This is a genomic window from Azospirillum sp. CT11-132 (assembly GCF_047302835.1).
Classification (GTDB): Bacteria; Pseudomonadota; Alphaproteobacteria; order Azospirillales; family Azospirillaceae; genus Azospirillum.
The window spans coordinates 218,370-242,141 of record NZ_JBGLZA010000007.1 but is presented as its reverse complement, the minus strand read 5'-3'; the positions used below and the strand labels follow the sequence as shown (position 1 = coordinate 242,141).

The 23,772-nt window shown below is 68.3% G+C and carries 23 protein-coding genes and 2 pseudogenes; 12 read left to right on the top strand and 13 right to left on the bottom strand.

Translation table 11 applies throughout. The features are described 5' to 3' along the window. Positions 1 to 109 precede the first annotated feature (109 nt). The 5 genes and pseudogenes from ACCD06_RS28380 (at position 110) to ACCD06_RS28360 (ending at position 3,292) form a co-directional block, all read left to right on the top strand. Complete coding sequence (locus ACCD06_RS28380; RefSeq protein WP_413345224.1) at positions 110 to 550, top strand: hypothetical protein; 441 nt, start codon at positions 110 to 112, stop codon at positions 548 to 550. 190 nt (positions 551 to 740) lie between these two features. Next, a pseudogene (tnpA, locus tag ACCD06_RS28375) lies at positions 741 to 887 on the top strand (IS66 family insertion sequence element accessory protein TnpA); the annotation flags it as partial. A 45-nt stretch (positions 888 to 932) separates the two neighbouring features. After that, positions 933 to 1,316, top strand: coding sequence for an IS66-like element accessory protein TnpA (gene tnpA, locus ACCD06_RS28370; RefSeq protein WP_149472613.1), 384 nt, complete (start codon positions 933 to 935; stop codon positions 1,314 to 1,316). Beyond that, on the top strand, positions 1,313 to 1,669 hold the full coding sequence (tnpB, locus tag ACCD06_RS28365; RefSeq protein WP_149472612.1) for an IS66 family insertion sequence element accessory protein TnpB: 357 nt from the start codon (positions 1,313 to 1,315) through the stop codon (positions 1,667 to 1,669). Before tnpA (ACCD06_RS28370) ends, tnpB begins: the two co-directional genes overlap by 4 nt. A gap of 69 nt (positions 1,670 to 1,738) precedes the next feature. Beyond that, on the top strand, positions 1,739 to 3,292 hold the full coding sequence (locus ACCD06_RS28360) for an IS66-like element ISAli15 family transposase (protein ID WP_413338464.1): 1,554 nt from the start codon (positions 1,739 to 1,741) through the stop codon (positions 3,290 to 3,292). A 10-nt stretch (positions 3,293 to 3,302) separates the two neighbouring features. On the opposite strand, the gene ACCD06_RS28355 is transcribed toward ACCD06_RS28360, so the two are convergent. From ACCD06_RS28355 to ACCD06_RS28335, 5 genes are all read right to left on the bottom strand, one after another. Next, positions 3,303 to 4,409: a hypothetical protein gene (locus ACCD06_RS28355; RefSeq protein ID WP_413345222.1), complete on the bottom strand. Its 1,107-nt coding sequence runs from the start codon at positions 4,407 to 4,409 to the stop codon at positions 3,303 to 3,305. Between the two features lie 325 nt (positions 4,410 to 4,734). Continuing rightward, positions 4,735 to 6,720: a tetratricopeptide repeat protein gene (locus ACCD06_RS28350; protein ID WP_413345220.1), complete on the bottom strand. Its 1,986-nt coding sequence runs from the start codon at positions 6,718 to 6,720 to the stop codon at positions 4,735 to 4,737. Further along, positions 6,717 to 8,258: a tetratricopeptide repeat protein gene (locus tag ACCD06_RS28345; RefSeq protein ID WP_413345218.1), complete on the bottom strand. Its 1,542-nt coding sequence runs from the start codon at positions 8,256 to 8,258 to the stop codon at positions 6,717 to 6,719. Before ACCD06_RS28345 ends, ACCD06_RS28350 begins: the two co-directional genes overlap by 4 nt. A 373-nt stretch (positions 8,259 to 8,631) precedes the next feature. Beyond that, on the bottom strand, positions 8,632 to 9,537 hold the full coding sequence (locus tag ACCD06_RS28340) for a relaxase/mobilization nuclease domain-containing protein (protein WP_413345216.1): 906 nt from the start codon (positions 9,535 to 9,537) through the stop codon (positions 8,632 to 8,634). Between the two features lie 327 nt (positions 9,538 to 9,864). Next, the gene (locus ACCD06_RS28335) at positions 9,865 to 10,038 is read right to left on the bottom strand and encodes a hypothetical protein (RefSeq protein WP_413345214.1); all 174 of its coding nucleotides are present in this window, start codon (positions 10,036 to 10,038) and stop codon (positions 9,865 to 9,867) included. A gap of 131 nt (positions 10,039 to 10,169) precedes the next feature. On the opposite strand from ACCD06_RS28335, the gene ACCD06_RS28330 reads away from it, so the two are divergent. Next, positions 10,170 to 10,877 (top strand): DUF2493 domain-containing protein, encoded by a 708-nt coding sequence (locus ACCD06_RS28330; protein WP_413345212.1) that lies wholly within the window; start codon positions 10,170 to 10,172, stop codon positions 10,875 to 10,877. Positions 10,878 to 10,937: 60 nt separating this feature from the next. Here ACCD06_RS28330 and ACCD06_RS28325 read toward each other — a convergent pair whose 3' ends face one another. Further along, the gene (locus ACCD06_RS28325) at positions 10,938 to 11,195 is read right to left on the bottom strand and encodes a hypothetical protein (protein ID WP_413345323.1); all 258 of its coding nucleotides are present in this window, start codon (positions 11,193 to 11,195) and stop codon (positions 10,938 to 10,940) included. Between the two features lie 294 nt (positions 11,196 to 11,489). Between ACCD06_RS28325 and ACCD06_RS28320 the strand changes: the two are divergent. After that, positions 11,490 to 11,618: pseudogene (locus ACCD06_RS28320) on the top strand (ribbon-helix-helix domain-containing protein); the annotation flags it as partial. 54 nt (positions 11,619 to 11,672) lie between these two features. Here the strand turns inward: ACCD06_RS28320 and ACCD06_RS28315 are convergent. Beyond that, on the bottom strand, positions 11,673 to 12,569 hold the full coding sequence (locus ACCD06_RS28315; RefSeq protein WP_413345210.1) for a DMT family transporter: 897 nt from the start codon (positions 12,567 to 12,569) through the stop codon (positions 11,673 to 11,675). Positions 12,570 to 13,029: 460 nt separating this feature from the next. Here ACCD06_RS28315 and ACCD06_RS28310 point away from each other — a divergent pair, with 460 nt between their 5' ends. From ACCD06_RS28310 to ACCD06_RS28290, 5 genes are all read left to right on the top strand, one after another. Then, complete coding sequence (locus ACCD06_RS28310) at positions 13,030 to 14,091, top strand: PAS domain-containing protein (protein ID WP_413345208.1); 1,062 nt, start codon at positions 13,030 to 13,032, stop codon at positions 14,089 to 14,091. A gap of 11 nt (positions 14,092 to 14,102) precedes the next feature. Next, a complete protein-coding gene (locus ACCD06_RS28305) occupies positions 14,103 to 14,546 on the top strand; it encodes a hypothetical protein (RefSeq protein WP_413345206.1) in 444 nt (147 codons plus the stop codon). 98 nt (positions 14,547 to 14,644) lie between these two features. Beyond that, a complete protein-coding gene (locus ACCD06_RS28300; protein WP_413345204.1) occupies positions 14,645 to 15,169 on the top strand; it encodes a hypothetical protein in 525 nt (174 codons plus the stop codon). 5 nt (positions 15,170 to 15,174) lie between these two features. Beyond that, on the top strand, positions 15,175 to 15,498 hold the full coding sequence (locus ACCD06_RS28295) for a LuxR C-terminal-related transcriptional regulator (protein WP_413345202.1): 324 nt from the start codon (positions 15,175 to 15,177) through the stop codon (positions 15,496 to 15,498). A 61-nt stretch (positions 15,499 to 15,559) separates the two neighbouring features. After that, positions 15,560 to 16,045, top strand: a complete 486-nt coding sequence (locus ACCD06_RS28290; RefSeq protein WP_413345200.1) for a response regulator transcription factor — start codon at positions 15,560 to 15,562, stop codon at positions 16,043 to 16,045. Positions 16,046 to 16,569: 524 nt separating this feature from the next. Here the strand turns inward: ACCD06_RS28290 and ACCD06_RS28285 are convergent. The 6 genes from ACCD06_RS28285 to ACCD06_RS28260 form a co-directional block, all read right to left on the bottom strand. Continuing rightward, complete coding sequence (locus ACCD06_RS28285) at positions 16,570 to 18,705, bottom strand: type IV secretory system conjugative DNA transfer family protein (RefSeq protein ID WP_413345198.1); 2,136 nt, start codon at positions 18,703 to 18,705, stop codon at positions 16,570 to 16,572. Positions 18,706 to 18,722: 17 nt separating this feature from the next. Beyond that, positions 18,723 to 19,796, bottom strand: coding sequence for a P-type DNA transfer ATPase VirB11 (gene virB11, locus ACCD06_RS28280; protein ID WP_413345196.1), 1,074 nt, complete (start codon positions 19,794 to 19,796; stop codon positions 18,723 to 18,725). Then, positions 19,793 to 20,908, bottom strand: a complete 1,116-nt coding sequence (virB10, locus tag ACCD06_RS28275) for a type IV secretion system protein VirB10 (RefSeq protein WP_413345194.1) — start codon at positions 20,906 to 20,908, stop codon at positions 19,793 to 19,795. The genes virB11 and virB10 overlap by 4 nt, the downstream gene beginning before the upstream one ends. Then, the gene (locus ACCD06_RS28270; RefSeq protein WP_413345192.1) at positions 20,905 to 21,765 is read right to left on the bottom strand and encodes a TrbG/VirB9 family P-type conjugative transfer protein; all 861 of its coding nucleotides are present in this window, start codon (positions 21,763 to 21,765) and stop codon (positions 20,905 to 20,907) included. Before ACCD06_RS28270 ends, virB10 begins: the two co-directional genes overlap by 4 nt. Further along, the gene (locus tag ACCD06_RS28265; RefSeq protein WP_413345190.1) at positions 21,762 to 22,481 is read right to left on the bottom strand and encodes a virB8 family protein; all 720 of its coding nucleotides are present in this window, start codon (positions 22,479 to 22,481) and stop codon (positions 21,762 to 21,764) included. The genes ACCD06_RS28270 and ACCD06_RS28265 overlap by 4 nt, the downstream gene beginning before the upstream one ends. Before the next feature lie 231 nt (positions 22,482 to 22,712). Beyond that, positions 22,713 to 23,771: a type IV secretion system protein gene (locus tag ACCD06_RS28260; RefSeq protein WP_413345189.1), complete on the bottom strand. Its 1,059-nt coding sequence runs from the start codon at positions 23,769 to 23,771 to the stop codon at positions 22,713 to 22,715. Position 23,772 lies beyond the last annotated feature (1 nt).

The following is a 23,772-nucleotide window of genomic DNA, read 5'->3' as shown; positions in this document are numbered from 1 at the left end:
TGAGGGGGGGGGGCTTGGCGAATTCCGTGCCGATCTTTTCGACACGGAACTCGCCGCAGCGGGGGTCGGCTCCGGGCATCATGCCTTTGCGGTCAAGCTTCCCAACGAGGTGCTGGACGGTCGCCCGCACCTGATCCGGGGCCTTGTCGGGAAGGACGGATCGGTCCTGGCCCGCGATGGGGACGAGATTTTCTTCCCGCCGCACCTGCATGGCCTGGTCGAAACGTCCGAGCATGGAGCGCTGCACGGCTGGGCATTCGACGAGCATGCGCCCGGCCGCTCCTCCCTTCTCGATGTCGAAGTCGATGATACGCATGTGGCCACGGTGCCCTGCAATCAGCCGAGGCCAGACTTGGCCCAGTTCCTTCCGGATGATGGCTGTCACGGCTTCCAGTTTCCGCTGCCGGCCTCGCTTTTCGACGGCCGTCCGCACCGGATTGCCGTCCGCTTTTCCAACACGGCCCGGCATGTCACCGGCAGTCCGCTACAGGTCCAGCTTTCCGCGGAGATGCTGACATCGCGCCGGCGCCAGCTCGACCGGCTTCATTGACCCCTTCTACAGCCCTAACCTGACCCGCAACTTGCAGACGCATGCCGACTTCAACGGGCTTCCGGTCCGCGACACTGCGTCGGATCGGAGTTGAACAGGCAGAACCGGTGTAAGCGTTGTGTGACGACACATCCGACGTGATCGTGGTTCATGAAATATTCCGCTGGTCGCAGCTCAGCGGGGTAAGAGGATGTCGGGTCAGGATCTGGAGAGCTATTGGCGCAATCATGTTGATGCCTGGAAGGGCAGCGGGCTGACGCAGAAAGCCTACGCTGAAGCCCATGGAATTGGACGCTGGGCTCTGGGCCGGTGGTCGCACCGCTTTGCCGCTGTGGAGGAGGTGAGCGCTCGCTGTCATAGGGATAGTCCTGGTGCTGTCCCTATGACGGCGAGCGCTCCCTTGGTGATGGAGATCGTCGAGGCGGCACCCCGCCGGCGGTATTGGTCACAGGCAGAGAAGGAGCAGCTGGTGGCGGAAACCTGCGAGCCGGGCGTGAGCGTGTCGCTGGTCGCCCGGCGGCGCGGGGTCGATCCCAGCCTGCTGTTCCGCTGGCGCCGCCAGATGCTCACTCCGGCCGAGCCGACGCCCATCTTCGCGCCGGTGGAGGTGGCGGACACCACGTCGGCTCTTCCCCTCACGCCGCCAACTCCATGCGGTGCCAGCATGATCGAGATCGAGTTGGCCGGCGGACGGCGGCTGCGGGTTGGGCGGGATGTCGATGCCGAAGCACTGCGCCGGGTGATCAGCGTGCTGGAGCGGCCATGATGCTGTCGATCCCGGCCGGTGTGCGCATTTACCTGGCGCTGGAGCCCTGCGACATGCGCCGGGGCTTCGACGGACTCGCCCTGCTGGTGCAGCAGGCCCTCGGCAAGGACCCGTTCTGCGGCCACCTCTACATCTTCCGAGGGAAAGGGGCTGGACGCGTGAAAATTCTCTACGCCGATCAGAACGGCCTGTGCCTGTTCGCCAAGAGGCTGGAGCGCGGCCGTTTCGTTTGGCCAACCACCCGCACTCCGGGCGGCACGGTGGTACTGACGCCGGCGGAACTGTCCCTGCTTCTGGAGGGACTGGAATGGCGTCACACCGTGTCGGCATCCAGGCCGGCCGTAGCGGGATGAATGGGAGAAAAGATGAGGAAAACCGCGGGCTTGGCTGGCTTGGGGCCGTGATCCGAGGTACAATCGGCCATGCGCTTCGACCTCGACAACCTGCCCGCTGATCCGGCCCTGCTGCAGCAGATGGTGCGCGATTTGGCCGAGGTCGTGGAGCGCCAGAAAGCCGATCTGGCGGAGCTGGAGGCTCTGCGTCAGCAACTCCGGCAGATGCAGCGCACCGTCTTCGGGCGGCGCTCCGAACGGCTCGATCCCGATCAGCTCGATCTCGGGTTGGAGGAGCTGGAGGCGGACATCGCCCGGGTCGAGGCCAAACTCGCATCCCCTGAACTGGAACCGTCGGCCCCTGCGGAACCACCCAGCCGTGGCCGCGACTTGCCCGATGATCTGCCGCATCACGATCTCACGCTCGAGCCGCCTGGGCTGGAGTCCGGCGCCGGGGTTTGCCCCTGCTGCGGCGGGGCGTTGCATGAGGCCGGCGAGACGGTGGCCCGGATGATCGACTACGTGCCGGCCCAGGTGCGGGTGCTGCGCATCCGCCGGCCCAAGTACGCCTGCCGCGGCTGCGGCACGCTGCATCAGGCGCCGGCCCCGGAGAAGCCGATCGCCAAGGGCATGGCGACGCCGGCGATGCTGGCGCACGTCATCACCAGCCGCTACTGCGATCATCTGCCCTTCTACCGCCAGGCGCAGATCCTGGCCCGCAACGGCTTCCCCGTCGACCGCTCGGTTCTGGCGGGCTGGGCGGGACAGGCGTGTTGGTGGCTGGAGGCGCTGCATGAGGAGCTGGCCAAGGCCCTGTTCGCCTCGGCCAAGCTGTTCGCCGACGACACGCCGATGCCGACGCTGGCGCCGGGAACTGGCCGGGTGAAGACAGGACGGCTGTGGGCCTATGCTCGCGATGATCGGCCCTGGCAGGGGCTGGACCCGCCGGCGGTGATTTACGCTTACACCAGCGATCGCAAAGGCGAACGCCCAGCCGCCCACCTGCGGGAGTTCTGCGGGGTGCTGCAGGTGGACGGTTACGCCGGGTTCGAACGGCTGGCTGCCGGCAATAGGGTCGTGCTGGCGGCCTGCTGGAGCCATGCGCGCCGACGCTTCTACGACCTGGCCGAAAACGGCTCGCCGATCGCCGCCGAGGCGCTGCGCCGCATCGCCCGGCTCTACGCGATCGAAGAGCGCATCCGCGGCCGCACGGCCGATGAACGCCGGCAGCTTCGGCAAGCCGAGGCCGCTTCCCAAGTGGCGGAGCTGAAGGCGTGGCTGGAGCACGAACTTCCCCGCCTGCCGGGCCGCTCCAAGCTGGCCGAGGCGATCCGCTATGCGCTCGGCCGCTGGAAGGCGCTGTGCGTCTACCTGGGCGACGGCCGGGTGGAGATGGATACCAACACAGTGGAGCGCTGCATCAGACCGGTAGCCCTCGGCCGGAAGAATAGCCTCTTCGCCGGCTCGGAGGGCGGCGGCCATCGCTGGGCGGTGATCGCCTCGCTGGTTGAGACCTGCAAGCTCAACGCTGTCGAGCCGTTCGCCTACCTGCGCGACGTCCTGGAGCGCATGGTGAACGGCTACCCCGCCGCACGCCTCGCCGATCTGCTCCCCTGGAACTGGAAGCCCGCCGTCAACGCCTGATCCGGTGCGATCACGCTCCGCTTACGGTCATGACCTGTCCGTCATGATGGATCGGCGCGTCCAGGAGCGCGCTCACCTCCGGGGGCAGGAGCAGATCATCCAGGTTCCAGCGCACCAGCCACAGCGAGATCGCCAGCAGCACCGGCAGCAACGCCCGCTCGTCGCGCAGGTCGAACGCTGCGGCCAGATCGGGGTCACGGGCGTGCATGCCGGCATAAAAGCGCGAGATCAGCCCATGAGAGTCGATCCCTGCCGGTGCATTCAACGCCTCCACATGCCGGGAGGCCAGTGCCTCCTTGGGCAGGCGGGCCTTGCCGAACATCCAGTGGGTCAGCTGGCACAGCGCATCCACCCCGCTGTCGGCCGCCTCGCCTGTCTGCGCCTGGTAGGCCGACAACAGGCGCGAGCGGAAGCGGCCGGCGGCATCCTCTTCGCCTGAGGTCAGGTAGGCCGTCACATCGGCCGGCAGCGGACACCAAACATGGTCGGCAAGATTGAAACGGTCGGCGCAGCGCATCAGAAAGCGCGCCAGGTCGCCCGCGCTGCGCAGATGGAAAGTGCGCGATTCTCCCAGCCGGTGCAGTTGGTGGGCCAGGAAGGTGCTGACGGTCAGCTCGGCTCCCTCAAAGCCAACGGCGGGGCGGAGCAGCCGCGCATCCTCTATCCGCTCCCGGCCGCGCTTGGTCTGGTTCGTCGTTTCGGATAGCGCGCTGACGCACAAGGCTTGGCGCTCCGGCGTCATGCCGGACAGGGCCGTGTCCATCACCGCCCGGTGGAGGCTGGTGACGACGGGCGCCCCCGGGATCGACACCCTGGTGCCATGGATTTTGATGTCCACGCAGCAGCCATCGATCGACAGAAGACCGGCGGGTAGGGGAATGTTGAAGGCAACAAAGCCGTTGCGTCCCGGCAGTCCGCCCAGGGCCTTGTGATGCTCGTTGCAGGCATGGGTGCCGAGGAAACGGCCGTCGACATAGAGATCGACCAGACATTCCGCGGCAGGGTTGCTCTGGTTGTGCAGCCAGCCATAAATTTTGCCGGTGGTCACGAACTCCAGCCGGCCCTGGTAGGTGGCGCCTGCCTCGGCTGTCGCCTTGAGCGGGCTGATCGCGTTCATCGCTTCCCTCCCGGCAGGGCGGGCATGCCGCAGAAGGGACGGCGGAAGCCTGGAGTGGTCAAAGAAAGGCTTGCCCTGCAAACAATAACGGACAGGGGAGTGGCGGGAAAAAGATTAGGCCTCGAAGTATCACTTGGCATTTGATTAGCCATACCAACAAAGGAATATTCTTGGGAGGTATGGTATCAAAGACCTCGGCAATCGGGTTAGAGATTTCGCTCTATGTTACAGTGATGAAATTTGTGAGAGAGGGAAGTGCATATTCAAGTATGCCCTTCTGTTTGAAGGGATGAGGGAAAAGAACATCCCTCTTCCCAGTATGCCGTCAGCCCGCCGTCAGCATGAAGCCCTGGGGCGGCTTGCCGGCCTTGTGCAGCGACCACATGACCTGATAGGCGTGCTCCAGGTTGCGGGTGAAGCGGTGGCTGTCGAACAGCGGCACCGTCATCCGCCCCTCCTCCAGCCGTTTGCGCAAGGCCGCGCGTCGTCCGGGATCGCCGGCGAGCACAACCGCCATCTCCTCATAGTCGGCCAGCGAGCGGGCGATGGTGTCGGGCAGGCCAGCGGCGTTCAGCAGGCTGGCCGCCACCCGCGAGGCGAAGGTGCCGCCCAGGCAGGTCACCACCGGACAGCCCGCCCACAGCGCGTCGCTGGTGGTGGTGTGGCCGGTGTAGGGCAAGGTGTCGAGCGCGAGATCAGCGACGCGGTAGCGGGCGATGTGCTCGGCCAGCGGGCGGGGCGGGGCGAAGACCAGCCGGGTCGGGTCGACGCCCTGGGCCTGGGCCGATGCCGTCAGGTTGGCGGCGGCCAGTGGGTTGGCCTCGAACAGCCACAGCACCGACCCCGGGACGCGCTTCAGGATGCGCATCCACACCGCGAACATGGGGGGGGTGATCTTGTAAGCGGTGTTGAAGGCGGCGAAGACGACGCCGTCCTCCGGCAGGCCGCACTGGCTGCGGGACGGCACGTGGTCGGGCAGCGGGCGGCGGCGGTCGTTGATCTGGTAGGCGTCGGGCAGGATCGCCAGCCGCTCCGCATAGAAGGGCTGATGCTCCGGCGGGGTGACGAAGCGGTCGCCGATCACATAGTCCATGTGCGGACAGCCGATGGTGCCGGGATAGCCCAGGTAAGTGACCTCGATCGGCGCCAGCCGGCGCGACAGCAGGTCGAGCCGGGTCTGCTTCGTGTAGCCCTTCAGGTCGATCATGATGTCGACCCCGTCGTCGGCCATGCAGCGGGCGACGGCATCCAGCGGCACGCTGCGGATGTCGCGGAAGCGGTCGAAAGCCTTCACCAGCCGCTGGCGCATCGCGCTGCCGTCGTCGGGGCCGTAGGAATAGGCCAGCACCTCGAAGCGGTCGCGGTCGTGCAGCTCGAACAGCTCGGCCGCCAGATAGGCGGTGGCGTGCTCGTGGAAGTCGGCGGAGACATAGGCGATGCGAAGCCGCCCGGATGGCGAGGGGGAGCGCGCCTGCAGCGGCGGCGCCGCGGCGCGCTTGACCATCCGGTCGAAGAACAGGCGGGCGGAGCGGTCCTGCTGGGCCGGACTGGTCTCGATCGACAGGGCGGCCAGCGGGATGACGACCCCGCCGTCCCGGTCGATGATCTCCGTCACCCGCGCGCAGAGCCGCTCATAGTCCGTCCAGTCGCAGAGCGTCTGCATGAGATAGAGGTGGTAGCACAGCGCCTCGGTCTTGGCCGGGGCGAGCGTCACCGCGCGGGTGTAGGCGGTCTTCGCCTCGGCGAGCCGACCCAGTTCCCGCAGCGTGTGGGCATAGCCTAGCATCGCCTCGGCATGTCCGGGATCGGCGACCAGCGCCCGGCGCAACGCGCGGTCCGCCTCCGCCACCCGATGGGCCTCGCGCAGGGCGACGCCGAGGTTGGCAGCGGCGAGCGCATCGACGGGCCGCAGCCGCAGCGCGCGGGCGAAGTCGGTCGCCGCCCCGTTGCGGTCGCCCGGCGTCAGCCGGGCGGAACCGCGGTTGACATAGGCTTCCGGCGTGGTGGGCGACAGCTGGACGCAGCGGTCGTGCGCCGCCAACGCCTCGCCCATGCGGCCCAGCGACTGCAGCACGGTGCCGAGATTGCCGTGGCTGTCGGCCAGATCCGGCCGCATGGCGATCGACTGGCGCAGGATTGCCTCCGCCTCCTGCGGACGGTTCTGCATCATCACCGCCACGCCCAACAGTTGGGCGACCTCCCCCATGCCGGGGGCGGCCTGCAGGATGGCCCGGCATAGGGCCTCGGCCTCCGCCATCCGGCCGGCGCGGAAATGCTCCAGCGCCAGACGCATCGCTTCGTTCAGAGTCATCGCGGCATCCCTCCGGCGCTGTATCGGGCGGCGGTCTCCGCCACCTCTGCCGTCACCCGGACCATCACCTCGGCCCAGTCGTTGGACTTCGCCTGACGGAACAGGCGCATGGTCGGATACCAGGGGCTGTCGAGCCGGTCGCGCATCCAGCGCCAGTCGGCGAACCACTTCAGCACCACCCAGGTCGGACGCCCCATGGCGCCGGCCAGATGGCAGACCGAGGTGTCGCAGGTGACGATCAGGTCCATGTTGGCCATCACCGCCGCGGTGTCGAGGAAGGCGTCCGGCCCGGCGTCGAAATCCGCCCCCAGCTCCGTCACCGCCACGCGGTCGCGCAGCCGCTCCAGATGGTCCAGGCCCGACACCTTCTGCAGGCTGTAGAGCCGGACGTCGGGCAGCTTCCCCATCGCCTCGAAACACTCCAGCGGGATCGACTTGCCGGTCTCGTTGCCGTGCCAGTTGATGCCGATGCGCAAGGCCGGGCGGCTGCCGCCCTCCAGCCGGTCCAGCCGCTCCGCCCAGCGGGCCGCCAGCTCCGGCTCGGCGCGCAGATAGGGCACGCCGCCGGGGACGTTGTCCGGCGTGGTGCCCAGCCGGTGCATCAGGCTCATCAGCGAGATGTAATAATCATAGGCCGGCAGCGGCTCGCCGAAGGCGAACAGCCCGTCCAGGTCGGGAGCGGTCGACAGCACGCGCTTCAGCGCCGGCTGACATTCGTAGAGCACCCGCGCGCCCATCCGCTTCAGCACGCCGGCATAGCGGATGTACTGGAAGGAATCGCCTAGCCCCTGCTCGAAATGGACCAGCAGCGTCCGGCCCGCCAGCGGCTGGCCCTGCCACAGGACGCCCGGCATGTTGCGCTTGCGCCAGACCGGCTGTTCCAGCCGGCCCTCATAGGCGACGGTGCCGTTGGCATAGTCGCCGGCCATCAGCAGGCAGGTGCCGAGATTCTTGCGGTATTCCGGCTTGCCGACATCGATGGCGAGCGCGTGGCGGTACTGCCGCGCCGCCTCCGCCAGATGGCCGAGGCTGAGGCTGACTGCACCAAAATTGTTGTGGTTGACGGCAACGTCCGGCTCGACGACCAGCGCCAGCCGGTAGACGGCGCGCGCCCGCTCGCCATCGCCGGCGAACATGAACAGGTTGCCCAGCGTCAGCAGCGCCCCCGGATAGTCGGGCTTCAGCTTCACCAGTTCGCGGAAGGCGATCAGCGCATGCTCGATGTGGCGGCGGTCGAGCAGGATGCCGCCCAGCGCGTTCAGCGCGTCCAGATGGTTGGGCTTCAGCCGCAAAGCCTGTTTCAGCGGGTCCATCGCCTCGTCCGGCCGGCCGGCGGCGCGCAGGCACAGGCCCAGGGCGCCATGCAGGGTGGCGGCATGCGGCGTCGCGATGTCCGGGCTTTCGTCGATCAGGCGGCGGTAGACAGTGGCCGCCTCGCCGAAACGGCCGGCTTGGAACAGCGCCGCACCGGTGTTGTAGGCCTGGACGAAGGCCGGCGAGAACTCGGAAATGGCAACCCCCCAACGCTTGGCCCACAACGCGTGACCGCGCGAATGACCGGCGGCGCGGAACCGGGGCTTCTTAACCCAAGCCCCCGGCCGTCAGCAATGAAGGGCTGACTCTTTCACGTCTTTGATCTTACCCCTGTGACCTCCGGGACCTTATCTCTGCGGCCTCCATCTCTGCGGCCTCCGGGATTTTACCCCTGCGGCCTTCGGCCGATCGCCGCCCAGGAGCTCTCGTTGACCCAAGCGAGCTGCACGTCTTCCAGCCCGGCGCCCGTCATCAGCGTCTCCCCCTCGTCGCGGCGTCAGTGGTTGGCGATCTCCGCCAGCATCTGGTCGACGACGGTGGAGCCGCAGGTGGATGACGTCGAAACGGCGGATCAGGCTTGCGGCGCCAACCCCGGGGTCAGCCCCGGCCCCGTGGACGGGACCGGGTGGGCTCGGGGCTACCCAGCCTGTGCGTGTCACCAGACGGGGTGGGAAAGCGGGGCACAGATCCACGCTCACCGTCTTGCGTGCTTCGCGGGACGGTGGCGAGCCCCCGCCGCCCTCCACGATCACGGCTCTCTTCGGCCAGCGGTGGTGGCTGTGCGTTGGCGCCGGTATCGGTTGCGTTTGGTTGTGCGCCGTTCTGGCGCGCCTTGTGGGCGGTCGGGGGATCGGCGTGGCGCAGCCGGCCGCGGGCGACGCAGGGTGTGGCCTCGGCTTCCACGCCGAGGCGCCGCAGTTCAAGCGCGAACCGCTCGCGCCAGCGCTGGAGGTCGGCGGGACCAGGCGCCAGCCGCCGGCCGTCGGCGCCGACCGCGCGGACCGCGATGTGGACGTGCGGGTGTCCGGTGTCGTCGTGGCGGACCATGACCCAGTCGTGGCTGCCGGCGAAGCTGTCCTGTGCCCACCGCCGCGCCGCAGCCTCCACCCGGTCGGGCGGGGTGCCGGGCGGCATCGACAGCGTGACAGCGACGCTCTGCGCGGCGTTCGCCGCATCCCGGCCCCGGCCCTCCACGGCGTTGGCCAGCAGCCAGTCGTCGTGGAGGGCGAGCAGCCGCGCGCGTTCGGTGATGCACTCGCCGTCATGGGTTTCGGCGGGCAGGCTGCCGTTGCGGGTGATGTAGTCGAACTGGGCGAGCAGATGGCCGGCAACGCCGCGGGCGCGGCCGGTCAGCTTCACCACCGCTTCCGGCGTTTTGGCCGCGCCCCCTCCAGGCCGGGCCTTGGCGCCGGAGGGCAGGGACGGCGGGGCGCGATCCCGCCCGAGCCGGATGTCGCGGCCGTGCTGGGTTGGCGGAAGCCGCCAGACATCGTCGTCGCTCATGGTTTGCGCCCGCGAAGAGTGGCCCCGGCCGACGCTGGAGGCGGCGGCCGAGTGAATGAGCTGTCGTGCCGCCGGGGCCGTGTCCAGATGGACCTTCCAATGGCCCCGCGTCCTCTCCGAATGCGCCGGGTGTGGGCATCCACGGCCTTGGAGCCAGGACTCGGGGGGGCACCGTCACCGGCACTCTCGGCGACGTCAGCCGCGTGACCGGCCTTGCGCTCGCGAGGACTGGCTGGACGAGGGGCGCGGGCGTTGATCACCCCCCCGCCGGTCGTGGGTGTTCAACGCCTTCTGGGGATGGTGTCCGACGCCGACAAGCGATGCTGCTCAGGTGGCGTCCGGCTTCGCCGCGTGGTCCAGTGCTGCGAGTTCCTCGATCATCTGCGCGTGCTCCCTGGCGTTGAGTGCCCGGCGGTCGGGCACCAAGTGCCGGAGGGCGGCGTAACCGACTGCGGTGAAGCGGGCCACCGGCCAGTGCCGGTCGAGGCTGGTAAGTTCCACCAGGCCGAGACCGGGCCGGGCAGCGACTGCACAGCGCTCGGGAGCTTCCGTTCGCCTTTGCGTGGCCCGGTCGACCACCGCTTCAGCATGATGCCCTGGCCGACCAGCGCATCGACCGCCTCGCCCTGTCCTTGCGCCAGCAGCTCGACGAGGAGGGGCTGCAGCCCGCCTCCGAGATCGGCAGCCTGCGCCTGGAGCGCCTGCAGCATCAGCTCGCCCAGGCCGAGGCGATGCGCGACCTCGCCCGCGCCGCCGCCATCGGCGCCGCCACCGCCTATGCCCGCGTCACCGGCGACGTCTACGCCCACCGCTCCTCCTTCAACCAGGCAGTGCCGCAGGTCACCGCCGCCCGCGTCGTCGCCTGCGACTGGCAGGAGGCCCGCGCCGCCCGCCGTGCCGCCGACGAGCGCCGGGTGGCCGGGGGCTACCAGCTGCCGGTGATGGGCGGCGAGACCGACGACGAGGCGGCCCTGACCGCCGCGCTCGACCGCGCGCTGGCGCAGCACCCCGACACGCTGGTGCTGCGCACCGGCAACCGCCGCGGCGTGCAGACGCTGGCGGCACAGTGGGCGCTGGAGCACGGCGTGCCCTGCGTCGTCCACGCCCCGCGCTGGCAGGAGGGCGGCAAGGCGGCCGGTTTCGAGCGCAACGGCGCCATGGTGCGTGCCGCCCTGACCGGCGAGGGGCGGATGGTTCTGGTCGCCGACCGCGAGGACGCCGGTTCGCGCCACCTCGCCGCCGCCGGCCTGCGCCAGGGACTGCGCGTCTGGTGCCTCGCCGAGCGCCGCCTGCTGGAGCCCGACGACGTCGCCTATCGGCCGGCCCCCACCCAGCAATGATGTGCACCGGCGAGCCCCCGCCCCATCCGGCGGGGGCTCGCCACCGGCATGGCAAGCGCGTCAGACCCGCAGAAGGCCTGAGAAATTTTCCCGGCGGCGCCCCGCGCCGCCGGGCCGCCGCAGTCCGCGGCCATCTCCCCTCAGAAAAGCTTCGGCATCGTCGGAAGCGGGATCGGTCCGTTGCCTGCCGGGCAGCGGAGTGTCCGTGTCCAACAGCGCTTCCGGCGGCACCGCGGGTGCGTCGGCCAGCTCCTTCAGGACGGTGATGGTCCGGTCGCGCTTGCCGCGCTCGATGCCGCTGATGCAGGTGCGGTCCAGCCCCGTCAGGAAGGCAAGCTCCTCCTGCGACCAGCCGCGCGTGCGCCTGATCCGCTGAACGGTGAGTTCGAGCTGGCTGGTAGGCCTCGCCCGGTGAAGGTCAGTGTCGGCGTGACCACCGGCTGGCGCTGCCGGAAGCGCTTGATGGAACGGCGCCCTGCATCATAGCCGCCCGGAAATTACGCGTGCGCGGCGCACAGCCGCATCAACACCATCGGTGCGAGTGAATTATTTCACAGATGCATCCCAAAGGAGTGACTACCAACGCATGTAGAGACTTTGAGGGGAAATCCGATGATACGCCGGGTCATGATCATCAATGGCAGACGCACCAGCCTGCGAATGGAACGGGGATTCTGGGAAGCCCTGGAGGATGTGGCTCAGCACCGCAGGCTCACCATGGCCGATCTGGTATCCCAGATCGACGAGGGGCGCGGCGAAGCGCCGCTCACCAGGGCGCTGCGGATAACCGCCGTGTCACACTTTCGCGAGTTGCTCAACCGGCCGGCGGAACTGGCGGGTCTGTGCCGATCCCATCACCACGACACCGGCGGCACCCAGGACAATAACCGCGCCAATCCCGGTCAGCATGCTCGGCACCTCGCCGAACAGCAGCCAGCCTAGGCCGGCAGCGGCCGGCACCGCCAGGAAGTCCAGCGGTGCCAGGAAGCCGACGGTGGCGCGGCTGAACGCCTTCGCCGCGGTGTATTGCGCCGCGACGCCGAACAGGCCCAGGGCTGCCAGCACCGGCCAGTCCGCCGTCGGTGGCGTCACCCAGCCCGGCAGAGCGGCCGGCAGGGTGCCCAGCACCGACGCGGCCGAGTAGATCAGCACGACCATGCCGGGGGCGTTCCCGGCCTCCGTCAGCCGGCGGACGGCTGTCTGAGAGCCCGCGGTGGCGACTGCCGCCACCAGGGCCGCCAGCACGCCCAACGCTTGCTGAGGTTCCTGAAGGGCCGGTATCAGCGGCAAGGCCGCGCCGGCGAACCCAACCACCACAGCGACCCACACGACCGGGCTGGACCGCTCGCCCAGCATCAGCCGGGCGGCGACCGGGAGCATCAGCGCGCGGCTGAAGAAGATCAGGAACACCAGGGCCAGCGGTGCCGCACCGAGGGCGTACATGAAGGCGTAGAGGGCCAGCACACCCAGGCCGCACCGGAGCCCGTAGCCGACCGGATCCTTCGCCTTGCCGAGATCAACGACGAGCCGCCAGATCACGACCAGCACCACGGCGCCGGCGGCGGCCCGGAAGAACGCCAGCTCGGCAGTCGGCAGCTTGGTGCCGAGGAGTTTTGCCGCCGCGGAACTGGCGGAGAAGGTGATGGCGGAAGCGAGCGCCCACAGGGCAGCTTGGATGGGGGAGGGAAGCATTTTGCTCCGAGCCGGCAGTGCCTTGGGGATGCACAATCTCTATCAGCGCTGAACAGGATCGACAACCGGGCTTATCGGTGCAGGTTTTGACACCCGTTAAAAAGGTGAAATTTTCGAGAAATCACGTGCTCGGTTGCGCCCGGATGTTTCTAGATGAGTAGGCCACACTCGGCCGCCAGTCGGTGACCTGAATGATCACAAAATGAAAACTTTTTGGTAAAGGTGTAATCTGGAGGGTAATTTCTCATAAAATAAGAATTATTCTATATCATCTGGAACATTATATTGTGAATCACAAATTTTTTCTTGTCGGCTATATCAACAACGCGAAGAATGATGGCAATGAATATGATGGTATGCACTTTACTGTTCGGGATTATCTTTTGAGATTGCAAAATTTTGCATGACACCGACTGGCTCTATGCTACTGTGGCAAAAGTTATTCGAAGGGTGATCGATAGTGGCGCTGCTTCATTCGCTTGACGGGATTCCGATGCCAATTGCCGAAATGGCTCGCTCGACGGATGAGGCAGGCGGGGCGGTTCTGGTTTTTGATGCCGATGACCGCATCTTGCTGGCTAATGAAGAGCAGAGGCGCATGATGCCATGTTGCCCGTATGGAAAAGATGATACATATACAACCTTCTTTTGGAGCGCTCTGAATAAAGGGCTAACAGGAAATCCTGTGGCAAAGGAAAATCCAGAAAAGTGGTTGGCTGGAGCAATTGGCGCAAGACGGAACAGCCCGAACTTAGACTTTGTTAATACGTATAGCTGGGGGCGCATGTTAGTTTCTCATGTGCTGCTGGAAAACGGAATAAGTATCCAGACGCGCCTTAATATGAATGCTGCTGGCATGGGCCGCTATTTTGACGGCGCTGCTGGCTGCTCGGGCGTAACGCGCGCCATACAGCTGCGGAAGGAAATACGATCCCTGGAAGCCATGCTGGATGGATTGGGGTTGGCCGTTGCTCTGGTGGATGGCGCGGGCTGCATTCTTCATGCAAATGCCAGCTTTATGGAAATGCTGTCCGCTTCAGATGGATTGACCAACAAGACAGGAAACAGCATAGCCTCCAGAGATCCATTCGACGAGACGGTTCTAAAAATGGCTCTAAAGAACGTCTCCGAAAGAAAATCAATATCCACGTATGTTGCAATACGCCGTGCTTGTAATGAGCCTCTCGTTTTGGCGGTTAGTGCAGGGGCTTTTGCGGGTACCGTAATAATATCAGCACTGCGCTTCGGAGAAGATCTGAGCGAGGTTAACTCTGCCCTAACACAGGCGTTTGGAGTGTCCGCATCTGAAGCTGAGGTAATGGCGGGATTGGGAGCCGGGCTATCACCAGCACAATTGTCTGGGCAGCGCGGCGTCTCAACGCAAGCATCGTATCGTCACATAGACAACGCAAAGAAAAAAATCAGGAAAAACAGGTTCGCTGCCCTGGATTCTCCAGGAATTGCCAGTTTGGTTGCAGGTATCGCGGCGATTACGCGCGCCCCGTCTGGGCGCAATCATTAAGGAGAGCATCAATGGGTTCCAAGGTTATGGATTTCGACCTTTCTCCTTTTAAGAAGGCCATGATCGACAGCGGACACACCGCCGATCATGTCGAGGCGTGTTTCGCCGATCTTCTTATCATCCTGCACGACGCCGAAAACACTGGTAGGGCGCACGCCATGACCGAAGGCGCGGACGAAGCGCTACACTGCGTGTTGGCGGATCGGCTGGCGTGGCGGCGGCTCGGCGTCGCGATTCACGGCGTCGAGATGATCCATGACGCCAACGCCTACGGGACGCCCGCCTTCGGAGCCGCCTGGGAAAACACGCGCGCCGCCTTCGCGCACCACGGCATCGAACTGCCGGTTGACTATCTGTCGGACGTGGGCGGTTTCCGGAGCGCCGCAACCTGTGTTCGCCGGTCGCAGGAGCCGGGTGAGGATCCTGAAGATCCGATCTTCAAGAAGGCCGCCTGATCGCGGCTGGTGGGCGTCCACTTGGTGACACAAGCGGACGCCCTCCCCCAAGTCGGTTACCCAACCCGGACGATCACCCGTAGCCGTAGGAAGCAACGATGATCAACCATGAGCATACTGCCGTAGTTGGCAGGTGCAAGGGCAAGCGCATGCCCGACGCCCAATTGCCGTATATCGATCATTTGTCCGTCGACCAGCTTCGCCAGCGGGCAGCCGATGATCGCGCCGACGCACTGGCGATGGCCAGCCACGCTTCTGCCGCTACCGTGTCCATGCTGTTGGAGGACGCCGAGCGGTGCGAGGCGCGGGCGACAATGCTCGAGCAGCGGTGCGGCGACAGCATCGCCGCTGGCTTGGGCGAGCTGACGATCGAAACCGCCATCATCCAGTTGGTGCAGGCGGCGCGTGGTCGCGTGGTCGGTGACCAGCCCGGCCGCCCGGCTTCGCCGATCACCGCGATCCAGGCGGACATCTGGCGCCACATCGACCGCGGCACTGCTTATGCGTTCGTGGCCCACTGTGCCGACAGCACCCGCTGCCGCCTGCAGTCTGATCCCCAGCCAACGCTGGAAACCGCCTATGCCGCCGCTGTCCGATCCTTGGTGTCCCTGGCGGTGAGGTGATGGTGATGTCAGACATCGAGCCTGCCTCACCACCCGCCACGTTGGTCGGCGCGGTGCCGAAGGCGGAGGTCGGAGCCTCTCAGTCCCGCGGGCGGGCCATGGTGGCGCGCCTCGCCCACCTGACGGCGCGCGAGGTCGACGTGCTGGTGCGTCTGGTCGCCGGCAAAAGCTCCAGGGCCATCGCAGCTGATCTCGGCATCAGCGTCAAGACGGTGGAGTTTCACCGGGCCCGCATCATGGAGAGGCTGGAATGTTCCGGCCTCTTCGCGCTCGGGCGCGCGTGGGAAGCCGCTGTGTGGAGCAGCCAAGAGACGATGGTGACGCGATAGCCGAGCGCCTTCCGTTCTCGAAATCGGCGTCAGCGCCCCCCAACAGAGGCTGGAAAAGCCTATGAAAATCGACCGTGGAAAGTCTCGTATCATGCCTCAACGTAAGTCCATATCGATGTCAGACCCTCCGCTATCCGAGGACATATCGCCTGCGCTGGCGCATGCCCTGGATGCGATGGACGCCTACGTTTCGAAGCGGTTCGACACCTTGACGGCCAAGGCAGGCACACCATCCTCCCCTGTCGCACTGCTGCTGCAAACGTGCGGTATTGGTGTTGAGACCAGACGGCGGGATGCAGTCAAGCGGCTGGCTCGACTGACACCCCGAGAAGCTGACGTCCTGGGCGGTCTCGCTGATGGAAAAAATAACAAGACCATCGCTTTCGATATGAACATCAGCCCAAAGACGGTTGAAATCCATCGATCGCGAATCATGAAAAAACTTCAATGCGACAGTCTCTTTGAGCTTGGCCGCATCTGGGAAGCCGCGCTTTCCGTCGGTGATACCGGACTCCCTGCTTCGTCTGCCAGGCAGATGATGATCTGACCAGCCAGCCATGACCCGCATTCCCCCTCCAACACCACCCGCCGGCAGCGCCTCGACGTCGGCTGGAAGGTGCAGGCGACGGGCAGGGCTTGGATCTCGGCAGCGAGGCACCAATGCTGCCGCGGGAGGCGTCCACCTTGCGGGGGGGCATGGCGTGCGGCGAGGGATTTTCCTCCCGGTGATGTATCGGAGACCGTAGGATCCCGGAGCTTGGAAAGCGTCAGGCGGCTCGCTACCGTTCTCCGGTGCTACTCGTCGCCGCTGCCGCGCCTCCTCCCCGAGCCAGCACCGGGGCAACGGCGCCGCTGCCGTCCGCCGGCACCAAGCCCGGTCCTGTCTCGGCCCTGCGGGTGACGCTCCGGGCTAGAGGACGGGGTCAATAGGGCTTTCCGGCGGCAAAGGTCATCCTGCAGAGGGCAGTCTCACAACTGGGGCCGGGAGACGGCCTTGGGGCGCTAAGCGTGCCGGTTGCGGCGTAGCTTGCCTCAGAAGCCGCCTGCTTCAGCGGGCGGAGTTGTCACGGCTCACCTCTTTTGTGCTGGAGACGTGCCGGCGGCATCCGGCGGTCCGCCGGCAGCGCCGCGGCCGCGGCTTTCGACGGTCGGCACGGCGTCGATAATGGCCGCCACCACCGCCTTGGCGTCCTCCACCCCGTAGGCACCGAGGTCGACCTCGGTGCCGAGGATGGCCGCGATCAGCCCGTCCGCCTGGTGCGGCCGCGGCTCCGGCTCATAGGGGGGCCGTGACGCGGCCCGGCCGGCCGGGGGCAGTGGACGGCCGTCCGTGCCGGACGCCGCGGTGTCGTCGCTGCCGGCCTGGTCGGCGGCCTTCGTCGTCCGAGGCTTTCCCGCTGGCCGCGCCGCCCGCCGCCGGACCGGCCGCGCTGGCGGCGGAGCGCCGGCTTCGGCGGCGGCCTCGGCGGCGATCGGCTCGAAGCCCTTGCCCTGGTCGAGGCGCACCGGAACGTCGATCGCCGGCACCTCCGGGGCCGGACGCAACAGCCGGGTGAAGGTGGGGTCCTCGAAGTGGCGGATGCGCCGGGCCCGGATCGGCTCCATCCCGGGGCGCAGCAGGATGGCGTCGCGCGGTTTCAGCCGGGCGATCTCCTGCGGCAGCAGCAGCGCCCGGCGCTGGTCCGTCTCCGTCCGGGTCAGCAGGTCGCGGCGGAACAGCCGCCAGTAGCGCGGGCCGCTCTTCGAGCTGCCCTCCACCGTGTCGTAGCCGAGCCGGGCGCTCAGCTCCTCGCAGAGTTTCAGATCCTTGGTGCCGAACACCACCTCCAGCCCGCAATTGTCGAGGATCGCCGCCGCCTTGTCGGGGCCGTAGAGGTCGCGGTCACGCAGCTGCGCCTTGCTCTGCAGGATCAGCATGAGGCGCATGTCGTAGCCGGCGACATAGGCGAAGGCGTCGGCCAGCATCGGCATCGGCCCCAGCAGCGGGAACTCGTCCAGGAGCAGCAGCACTTGGTGGCGCGCCGCCGGGTCGTGCTGGGGCAGCGTGCGCACGGTGAGGTCGATCAGCTGCTGGAAGAACAGCGCCAGCAAGGGGCGCAGCCGGGCGATGTTGTCGGGCGTGACGCCGATGTAGACGGCGTGCAGCGAGGAGCGCAGCGCCCGCAGGTCGAAGTCGCTCTCGGCGGTGGCGGCGTCGATGCGCGGGTTGAACCACAAGGACAGCCGGGCGGTGATCGTCTTGCGGATCGAGTTCACCAGGTCGGGCGAGCCCTTCAGATAATCCTCCAGCGCCTTCACCGTCGCTTCGGTGTAGGGCCGGCCCCGCCGGCGCCGGGACTCGATGCGCTCGATCATCGAGCGCGCGCCGTCGACGCTGGACAAGAGCCGCAGCACCTCGCCGAAGGTCAAGGGAAGCTCCGGCGTTTCCGCCAGGAAGCCGGCCGCCCCGGTGAAGGCCGAGCGCGCGGCGTCGGTCCAGAACTGCTGGTCGCCGCCGGCATGGGGAAAGACCATCTGGGCGATGCGCTGGATGTCCTCGAAGGCGTCGATGCTGGCGCGGCGGACATAGCTGAAGGGGTTGTAGCGGGCGGTGCGCCCGTCCGGGGCGAGCGGATCGAACAGCACCACCCGCTGCCCGGCCGCAGCCCGGATGCCGGCGGTCGCCGCCCAGGTCTCCTTCTTCACGTCGAGGCAGACCAGCGAGGCCTCATAGAGCAGGGCGTTGGGGATCACCAGCCCCACCCCTTTGCCCGATCGCGTCGGCGCATAGCAGACGACATGCTCGGGTCCGCCGAAGCGCAAGGCCCGGCCCTGACGGTCGCGCCCGACATAGAGCCCGCCGTCGCGCGCATAAAAGCCGGCCCGCACCAGCGCCCGCCGCCCGGCCCAGCGCGTCTCGCCGTGCAGGGGCCGGCTGCGGCGCGGCCAGCCGCCGCGCGCCAGCCGGCCGAGCAGGAGCAGCACCGGCACCGCGCTGGCCACCGCTGCCGCCAGCCGCAGCCAGGGACCGGCCACCGGGTGGTGCAGGCCGTAATGCTGGAGATAGAGCCAGAACTGCGCCAGGGGCAGCGTGTCGGCGGTGAGCAGGCCGGTGCCGGCGAGGAAAACCAGCGAGGCCACGGCCGACCACAGCAGCGCCAGCGCCAGCACCGCCACCAGGGCGGCCAGCGCCTTGGCGGCGGCCGGCCAGTCGGTGAAGCCGTCCATCCTTCGCAAGGCCCTCCTCAGCCGGCGGCGCGTACGGACACAGCGTCCGCGGGGGCGTCCCCGGGAGGAGCGCCGGCCGCGGGGTCGAAAAAGACCTCCTCGATGGCGAAGCCGTCGGCGTCGCGCCGGCACTGGGCGATGACGTCGATGTGCCGGCGCAACAGCGCGTGCAGGTCGGCGTCGGCGATGTGGCGGCCGGCCTCGTTCTGCTTGACCATCAGCCGCAGCGCGTCGAAGGCCCCGGCGGCACTGCCGGCATGGCAGGTGGTGATGCCGCCGGGATGGCCGGCGGCGAGTGCCCGCAGGAAGGTGAAGGCGGCGCCGTCGCGCAGCTCCTGCATCAGGATGCGGTCGGGGCGCATGCGCAAGGCCGCCTCGATCAGCGCCTCCGGCCCGAGCGGCGCCACGCCCTGGCCGCCCTTGCTGTAGAAGAGCGCCACGCGGTTGCGCTGGGGCAGGCCGATGAATTCGGCGGTGTCCTCGATGGTGACCAGCCGCTCCTCCGGCGGAATGGCGCCGATCAGCGCCTTGGCGACGGTGGTCTTGCCCGAGCCGGTGTCGCCGGTGACCACCACCGTCTTCTTCGTTTGGACCGCCAGCGGGAAAAAGCGCTGCCAGTCCTGCGCCCGGTGCAGCGCCCTCAGCCGGGCGTCGGCGGGGGAGGGCTGGCGGGAGGAGGGCCGGGTGCGGGTGAAGAGGCCGCCGGCGGCCAGCGCGGCGACGGTGGGCGTGCTGCGGGACGGCCGGCGGATGGTCAGGCTGAGCGTGCCGGCGGCGACCGCCGGCGGGCGGGCGATCTGCACCCGCTCGCCGTCCGGCAGCACCGAGGCGCACAGCGGCTGCTGCGGCCCGACATCCTGCTGCGACAGGGCGGCGCACAGCGTGGCGATGGCGTCGAGCCGCTCGAAGCCGAGATCCGGCAGCGCGTGCCAGGACCAGACGCCCGCCCGCTCCACCCCGGCCTCGCCCGGCCGGTTGACCACCAGCTCGGTGACCTCCTTGTCGGCGAGCAGGGCGGTGAGCGGCTCCAGCAGCAGGCGCAAGGTGGTCTCGCCGGGGCGCGTGCCAAGGCGTATGGCAGGGCGCGTCATGGCGGGCCTTCGGCCGGCTGGAGGCGGTAGACGCTGGAGAAGTCGAGGTCGCGGGCGACGAAGACGCTGACCAGCTCGCCCTGGTTCTTGATCAGTGTGGGGGGCAAGTCGATGCTGCCGCGCAGGCTCTCGGCGATCACCGACTGGGTCCGGCCGGTGTTGATGGTGGTGGTGCCCTCCTTCGACGCCGCGGCCACGCCGGCCTGGATGGCACCGTCGACGAAGGACAGCAGCAACGCCCCGCCGAAACGCTGCCAGAAATGGCGGTCGACCGCGCCGTCGAGGCCCGAGCGCCCGAGCGGGTCGGTGGCCGGGCTGTCGAGCGCGATCACCACGCCCTGCGGCGTTTCGGCGCGGGTCCAGACGACGAACATCCGCTCCACCCCCTGGCGGACGCCGCCGCGGAACTCGCCGACCACCTTGGTGCCGCGGTCGAGCAGGGTCAGGCCGGTCTTGCCGAGAACGTCCTGCGGCACGACGCAGGTGACGAAGCCAGGCAGGGTGGAGTCCATGGCGGTCTGCAGGATGCATGGGATGACGGTGCCGGTGGTGAGCAGATAAGGTTGGTTCCTCAGCACGCCAGCCGACACCCCGCTCAGCCGGGTCGGCTGCAGGCGCGTGGCCAGGGCGCCCGCGACCGGCTGCCCGCTGCCGGGCAGGCCGGAAACATCGACCAGCGGCACGGTGCCGTTTGGGCCTCCCGGAGCGGCGGGGCCGGCCCCGGTTCCGCTGGCTGTGTAGACGAGCAGGCGCGGCGGGTGCTGGGGCGCCGTCCGGGCCGGGGCGAGCGCCGGTGGCGGTTCGGGCAGCGTTGGGGGCAGCGGTGGTGGGGGCAGTTGCGGAACCGCCAGCGCCGCCGGCTGCACAGGCAGCGGCGGCGGAGGTTCGTAGCGGATGGCCGGGCGTGCCACCTGCGGCGGGCCGTCCTGCGGTTTCAGGTTGGGCTTCTCCGCGGTCAGCAGGATGGCGCCGCAGGCCAGCACCGTGCCGGCGAGGAGCGCGCCGATGCCGGCCTTGCGGCCAACGGCGGGGGCGCGGCCGGCAACTTCGGAGACGTGGCGCTCGCCGGCAAGCGCGCCGCCGGGCGGCGGGGAGGTGGGATCGTCGGTCATGGCCCGGCGCTCCTGACGCTGCGGGTGAGGCTGGGCATGCCGGTTCCGGTGCCGGGATCGCGGCCGGCCGGGTCGAAGCCGCGGTTGACGATGCGCAGGACCTCCCGCCCGTCGCGCAGCAGGAAGGCCCGGGCGGTGGTCTGGACGATGGCAGTGTCGCCGGTCATGGTGGCGGGGACGATCGCCTCGGCGCCGTCCGGGGCCACCGCGTAGATCACCGGGACGCGCCGGCTGCCGGGGAAACGGAAGGCGGTCTGGCGGCCGTTGTCGCTGACCTCGGCCGGCTCCAGGGTTGCCGATCCCTGGGCGACGTAGCGCCAGTTGCGCGGCCCCTCGGCCCAGGCGGCGGCGAGACGAACCTGCGCGTCCCGCTCCCGCGCCCGCTCCGCCGCCTGGGCCCGGTGGGCGGCACGCTCGGCGCGCTCGTCCTGCGGGTAGCGGAAATGGACGGCGTACATGGCGCTATCGGTGCCCTCCCCGCCCTGCTCGGCGACGAGGCGCAGCTGGTAGGAGCGCAAGCTGCCGTCGGGGCGCCGGGTGACGACCTGGGCGTTGGTGGCGGCGCGCAGCTCGGTGGGCTTGAGGAACAGCATGTTGGCGGCTGGCTGGGCCAGCCAAGCCTCGGCGTCGCCGATCGCCACCTGGGTGATCTCCTCAGCCGGCCCGAAGGTGATCTGCGTCGAGTTGGTGGGACAGCCGACGATACGCACGACGTTGAGCGGGTTGTAGGCGACGAGCTGGACCCTTGGGTCGAAGCCGCCGGGCTTGGGCGCCTGTTCGGCGCGGGCGGCGCCGGCGGCGAGGACCGCGCCGAGCAACAGGCCGGCGGCCGCGGTGGTCGGGCGAAGGGGGATCATGGCGTGGCCTCCACGTCGGCGCGGTAGCTGGTGACGACGAAGCCGAGCGGATTGACGTTGATCGCCGAGGCGCTGAGCGGACCTGGCACGACGTCGAAGCCGATGGTGGCGACCATGCGCTTGACCGGCAGCGCGACATCGCCCTTGCGCTCGTGCTGGACGAAGCGGAGCTGGGCCAACCGGGGCCCGAGAAAGCTGGTCGAAACCCAGCGCAACGTCGCCGTGCCGTCGCGCCCGAGCACCACCTGCGGGCTTGCCGGGTTGGAGCCGCGGAATTCGGCGGCATACTCGGCCTGCACCGGCGGCGCCGACAGCAGGGCCACGGCCTCGAAATTGGCGGGCGCTTCGGCGGCGCTGTAGCCCTGGCGCAGCCGGACATACTGCCAGAGGAAATAGCGCTGCTCGGCCTCGGTGGCCTGCAGCGGACCGCCCTGCAGGTCGTAGACGCGCTCCACCGCCCCGGTGGTGTTGTCGACGCGGAAGACCAGCGGCACCACGCTTTTCAACGGGGTCAGGGCGGCGACGGCGAGTGCCCCGGCCAGCCCGACCAGGGCGCCGGCGGCGCCGATCGCCACGCCGGCCCGCGCCGTGCGGCGGTGGCTGCGCAGGCGGTCGGCCTCGTAGCTGGCGACCTGGGCGAAATAGGCGTCGAGCAGCGCGGGGTCGGCGGCGACCGGGCGGGCGAGGAAAGCGTCGGCGGGAGGTGGGGCGGTCATCGGGCAGCCTCCCCCGGCAGGGCGGGCTGCAGGTCGCCGGCAGCGGGCGTCCAGCGACCAGGATTGAGCGCGCGGTAGGGGCCCGAGGGCTCGGGGGCTCCCGTCTGGCCGGCACAGGCGCTAAGAGCGAGAAGGAGGGCGCAGGCGAGGCGTTTCATCATGATGCGGCGGCTCCTCAAGGCTTGGGCACGGCGCCGGTGGCTTGGGCGTGCGGGTGCGGACAAGGGGGGCTCAGAGCGGCGTGGCGCGGTCGGAGAGGGACCCGCCGGCCGGCGGGCGGGGCGGAGCGTGGGCCGGCCGGCCGGCGCCCGCGGCCCGCCAGCCGGCCGAGCCGGCGAGGTGCAGCGCGCCGAGCGCCCCGGAGCGGCCGACCCGGTGGCTGTCGCCCTGGGCGTCGACCCGGCTGTGGCCGGTGGTGCCGACCGCCCCCTGGGCGGCGCGGGCGAGCGCGCCGGTGTGGAAGGCCAAGCCGCCGGACAGCGAGGCGGCGAAAGCCGGCAGCTGGAAGGCGACATAGGCGGCGACGGCGAAGAAGATCATTCCGGCGAGCAGCACCTGGAGCATCACCATCGGGTCGACAGAACCCATGCGCACTATGGAACCCACAACCTCCTGTTCCACCGTCAAAACGATATAGAGCAGGATGATGGTGGTGACCTGCAGGATGACGCAGGAGATCAGCGACCCGATCCAGCGCTCGAAGATGGCGCGGGTGGCGGCGAACAACACCAGCGGGACGAGCAGCGGCCCGAGCGCGATGTAGAGCGCCAGGATCACCCGCGAGATCAGCCAGATGGCGAAGCAGAAGCCGGTGGACAGGATGGCGGCAGCCCAGAACAGCACGACGACGGCCTTCTCGGCGATGTCGCTCCAGCCCAGCGTGCGCCACACCTCAAGCCCGGCCCGCCAAGCCCGCAGCCAGACCTGATCGAAGGTATCGGCTTTCACGACGTTGACGGCGCCTGACGATGTCATCGCATCCGCAAGCGCTTTCGGTAGCATAGTAAAGAAGAAATCATAGACGTACTGCTGATAGACCCCGGCTCCCGTGATGAGCCAAACCACCAGAATCATCTTGAGCAAGCGGCTGAACATAATAGTGCCGGTTTCTACGGCTTCCCCGCGGAGAACCAGCAGGCCAGTCAGGCTGATGTACAGCACCAGAGCAATCCGCAACGGCGTAGCCACGAAGGTGAGGAGGGCATTGAGTACTTCAGCAACGGCCTGTATTAGAGGGGACTCTACTTGGGAAACGATGAAGGCGAAAATCTGCCACTGAACATCACCCATG

Bases quoted from the DNA above. Each gene is read 5' to 3' on its own strand.
- tnpA (WP_149472613.1), top strand. From the start codon at position 933: ATGACGGCGAGCGCTCCCTTGGTGATGGAGATCGTCGAGGCGGCACCC.
- tnpB (WP_149472612.1), top strand. From the start codon at position 1,313: ATGATGCTGTCGATCCCGGCCGGTGTGCGCATTTACCTGGCGCTGGAG.
- ACCD06_RS28360 (WP_413338464.1), top strand. From the start codon at position 1,739: ATGCGCTTCGACCTCGACAACCTGCCCGCTGATCCGGCCCTGCTGCAG.
- ACCD06_RS28355 (WP_413345222.1), bottom strand. From the start codon at position 4,409: ATGAACGCGATCAGCCCGCTCAAGGCGACAGCCGAGGCAGGCGCCACC.
- ACCD06_RS28350 (WP_413345220.1), bottom strand. From the start codon at position 6,720: ATGACTCTGAACGAAGCGATGCGTCTGGCGCTGGAGCATTTCCGCGCC.
- ACCD06_RS28340 (WP_413345216.1), bottom strand. From the start codon at position 9,537: ATGAGCGACGACGATGTCTGGCGGCTTCCGCCAACCCAGCACGGCCGC.
- ACCD06_RS28315 (WP_413345210.1), bottom strand. From the start codon at position 12,569: ATGCTTCCCTCCCCCATCCAAGCTGCCCTGTGGGCGCTCGCTTCCGCC.
- ACCD06_RS28305 (WP_413345206.1), top strand. From the start codon at position 14,103: ATGGGTTCCAAGGTTATGGATTTCGACCTTTCTCCTTTTAAGAAGGCC.
- ACCD06_RS28300 (WP_413345204.1), top strand. From the start codon at position 14,645: ATGATCAACCATGAGCATACTGCCGTAGTTGGCAGGTGCAAGGGCAAG.
- ACCD06_RS28295 (WP_413345202.1), top strand. From the start codon at position 15,175: ATGTCAGACATCGAGCCTGCCTCACCACCCGCCACGTTGGTCGGCGCG.
- ACCD06_RS28290 (WP_413345200.1), top strand. From the start codon at position 15,560: ATGAAAATCGACCGTGGAAAGTCTCGTATCATGCCTCAACGTAAGTCC.
- ACCD06_RS28285 (WP_413345198.1), bottom strand. From the start codon at position 18,705: ATGGACGGCTTCACCGACTGGCCGGCCGCCGCCAAGGCGCTGGCCGCC.
- virB11 (WP_413345196.1), bottom strand. From the start codon at position 19,796: ATGACGCGCCCTGCCATACGCCTTGGCACGCGCCCCGGCGAGACCACC.
- virB10 (WP_413345194.1), bottom strand. From the start codon at position 20,908: ATGACCGACGATCCCACCTCCCCGCCGCCCGGCGGCGCGCTTGCCGGC.
- ACCD06_RS28270 (WP_413345192.1), bottom strand. From the start codon at position 21,765: ATGATCCCCCTTCGCCCGACCACCGCGGCCGCCGGCCTGTTGCTCGGC.
- ACCD06_RS28265 (WP_413345190.1), bottom strand. From the start codon at position 22,481: ATGACCGCCCCACCTCCCGCCGACGCTTTCCTCGCCCGCCCGGTCGCC.
- ACCD06_RS28260 (WP_413345189.1), bottom strand. From the start codon at position 23,771: ATGGGTGATGTTCAGTGGCAGATTTTCGCCTTCATCGTTTCCCAAGTA.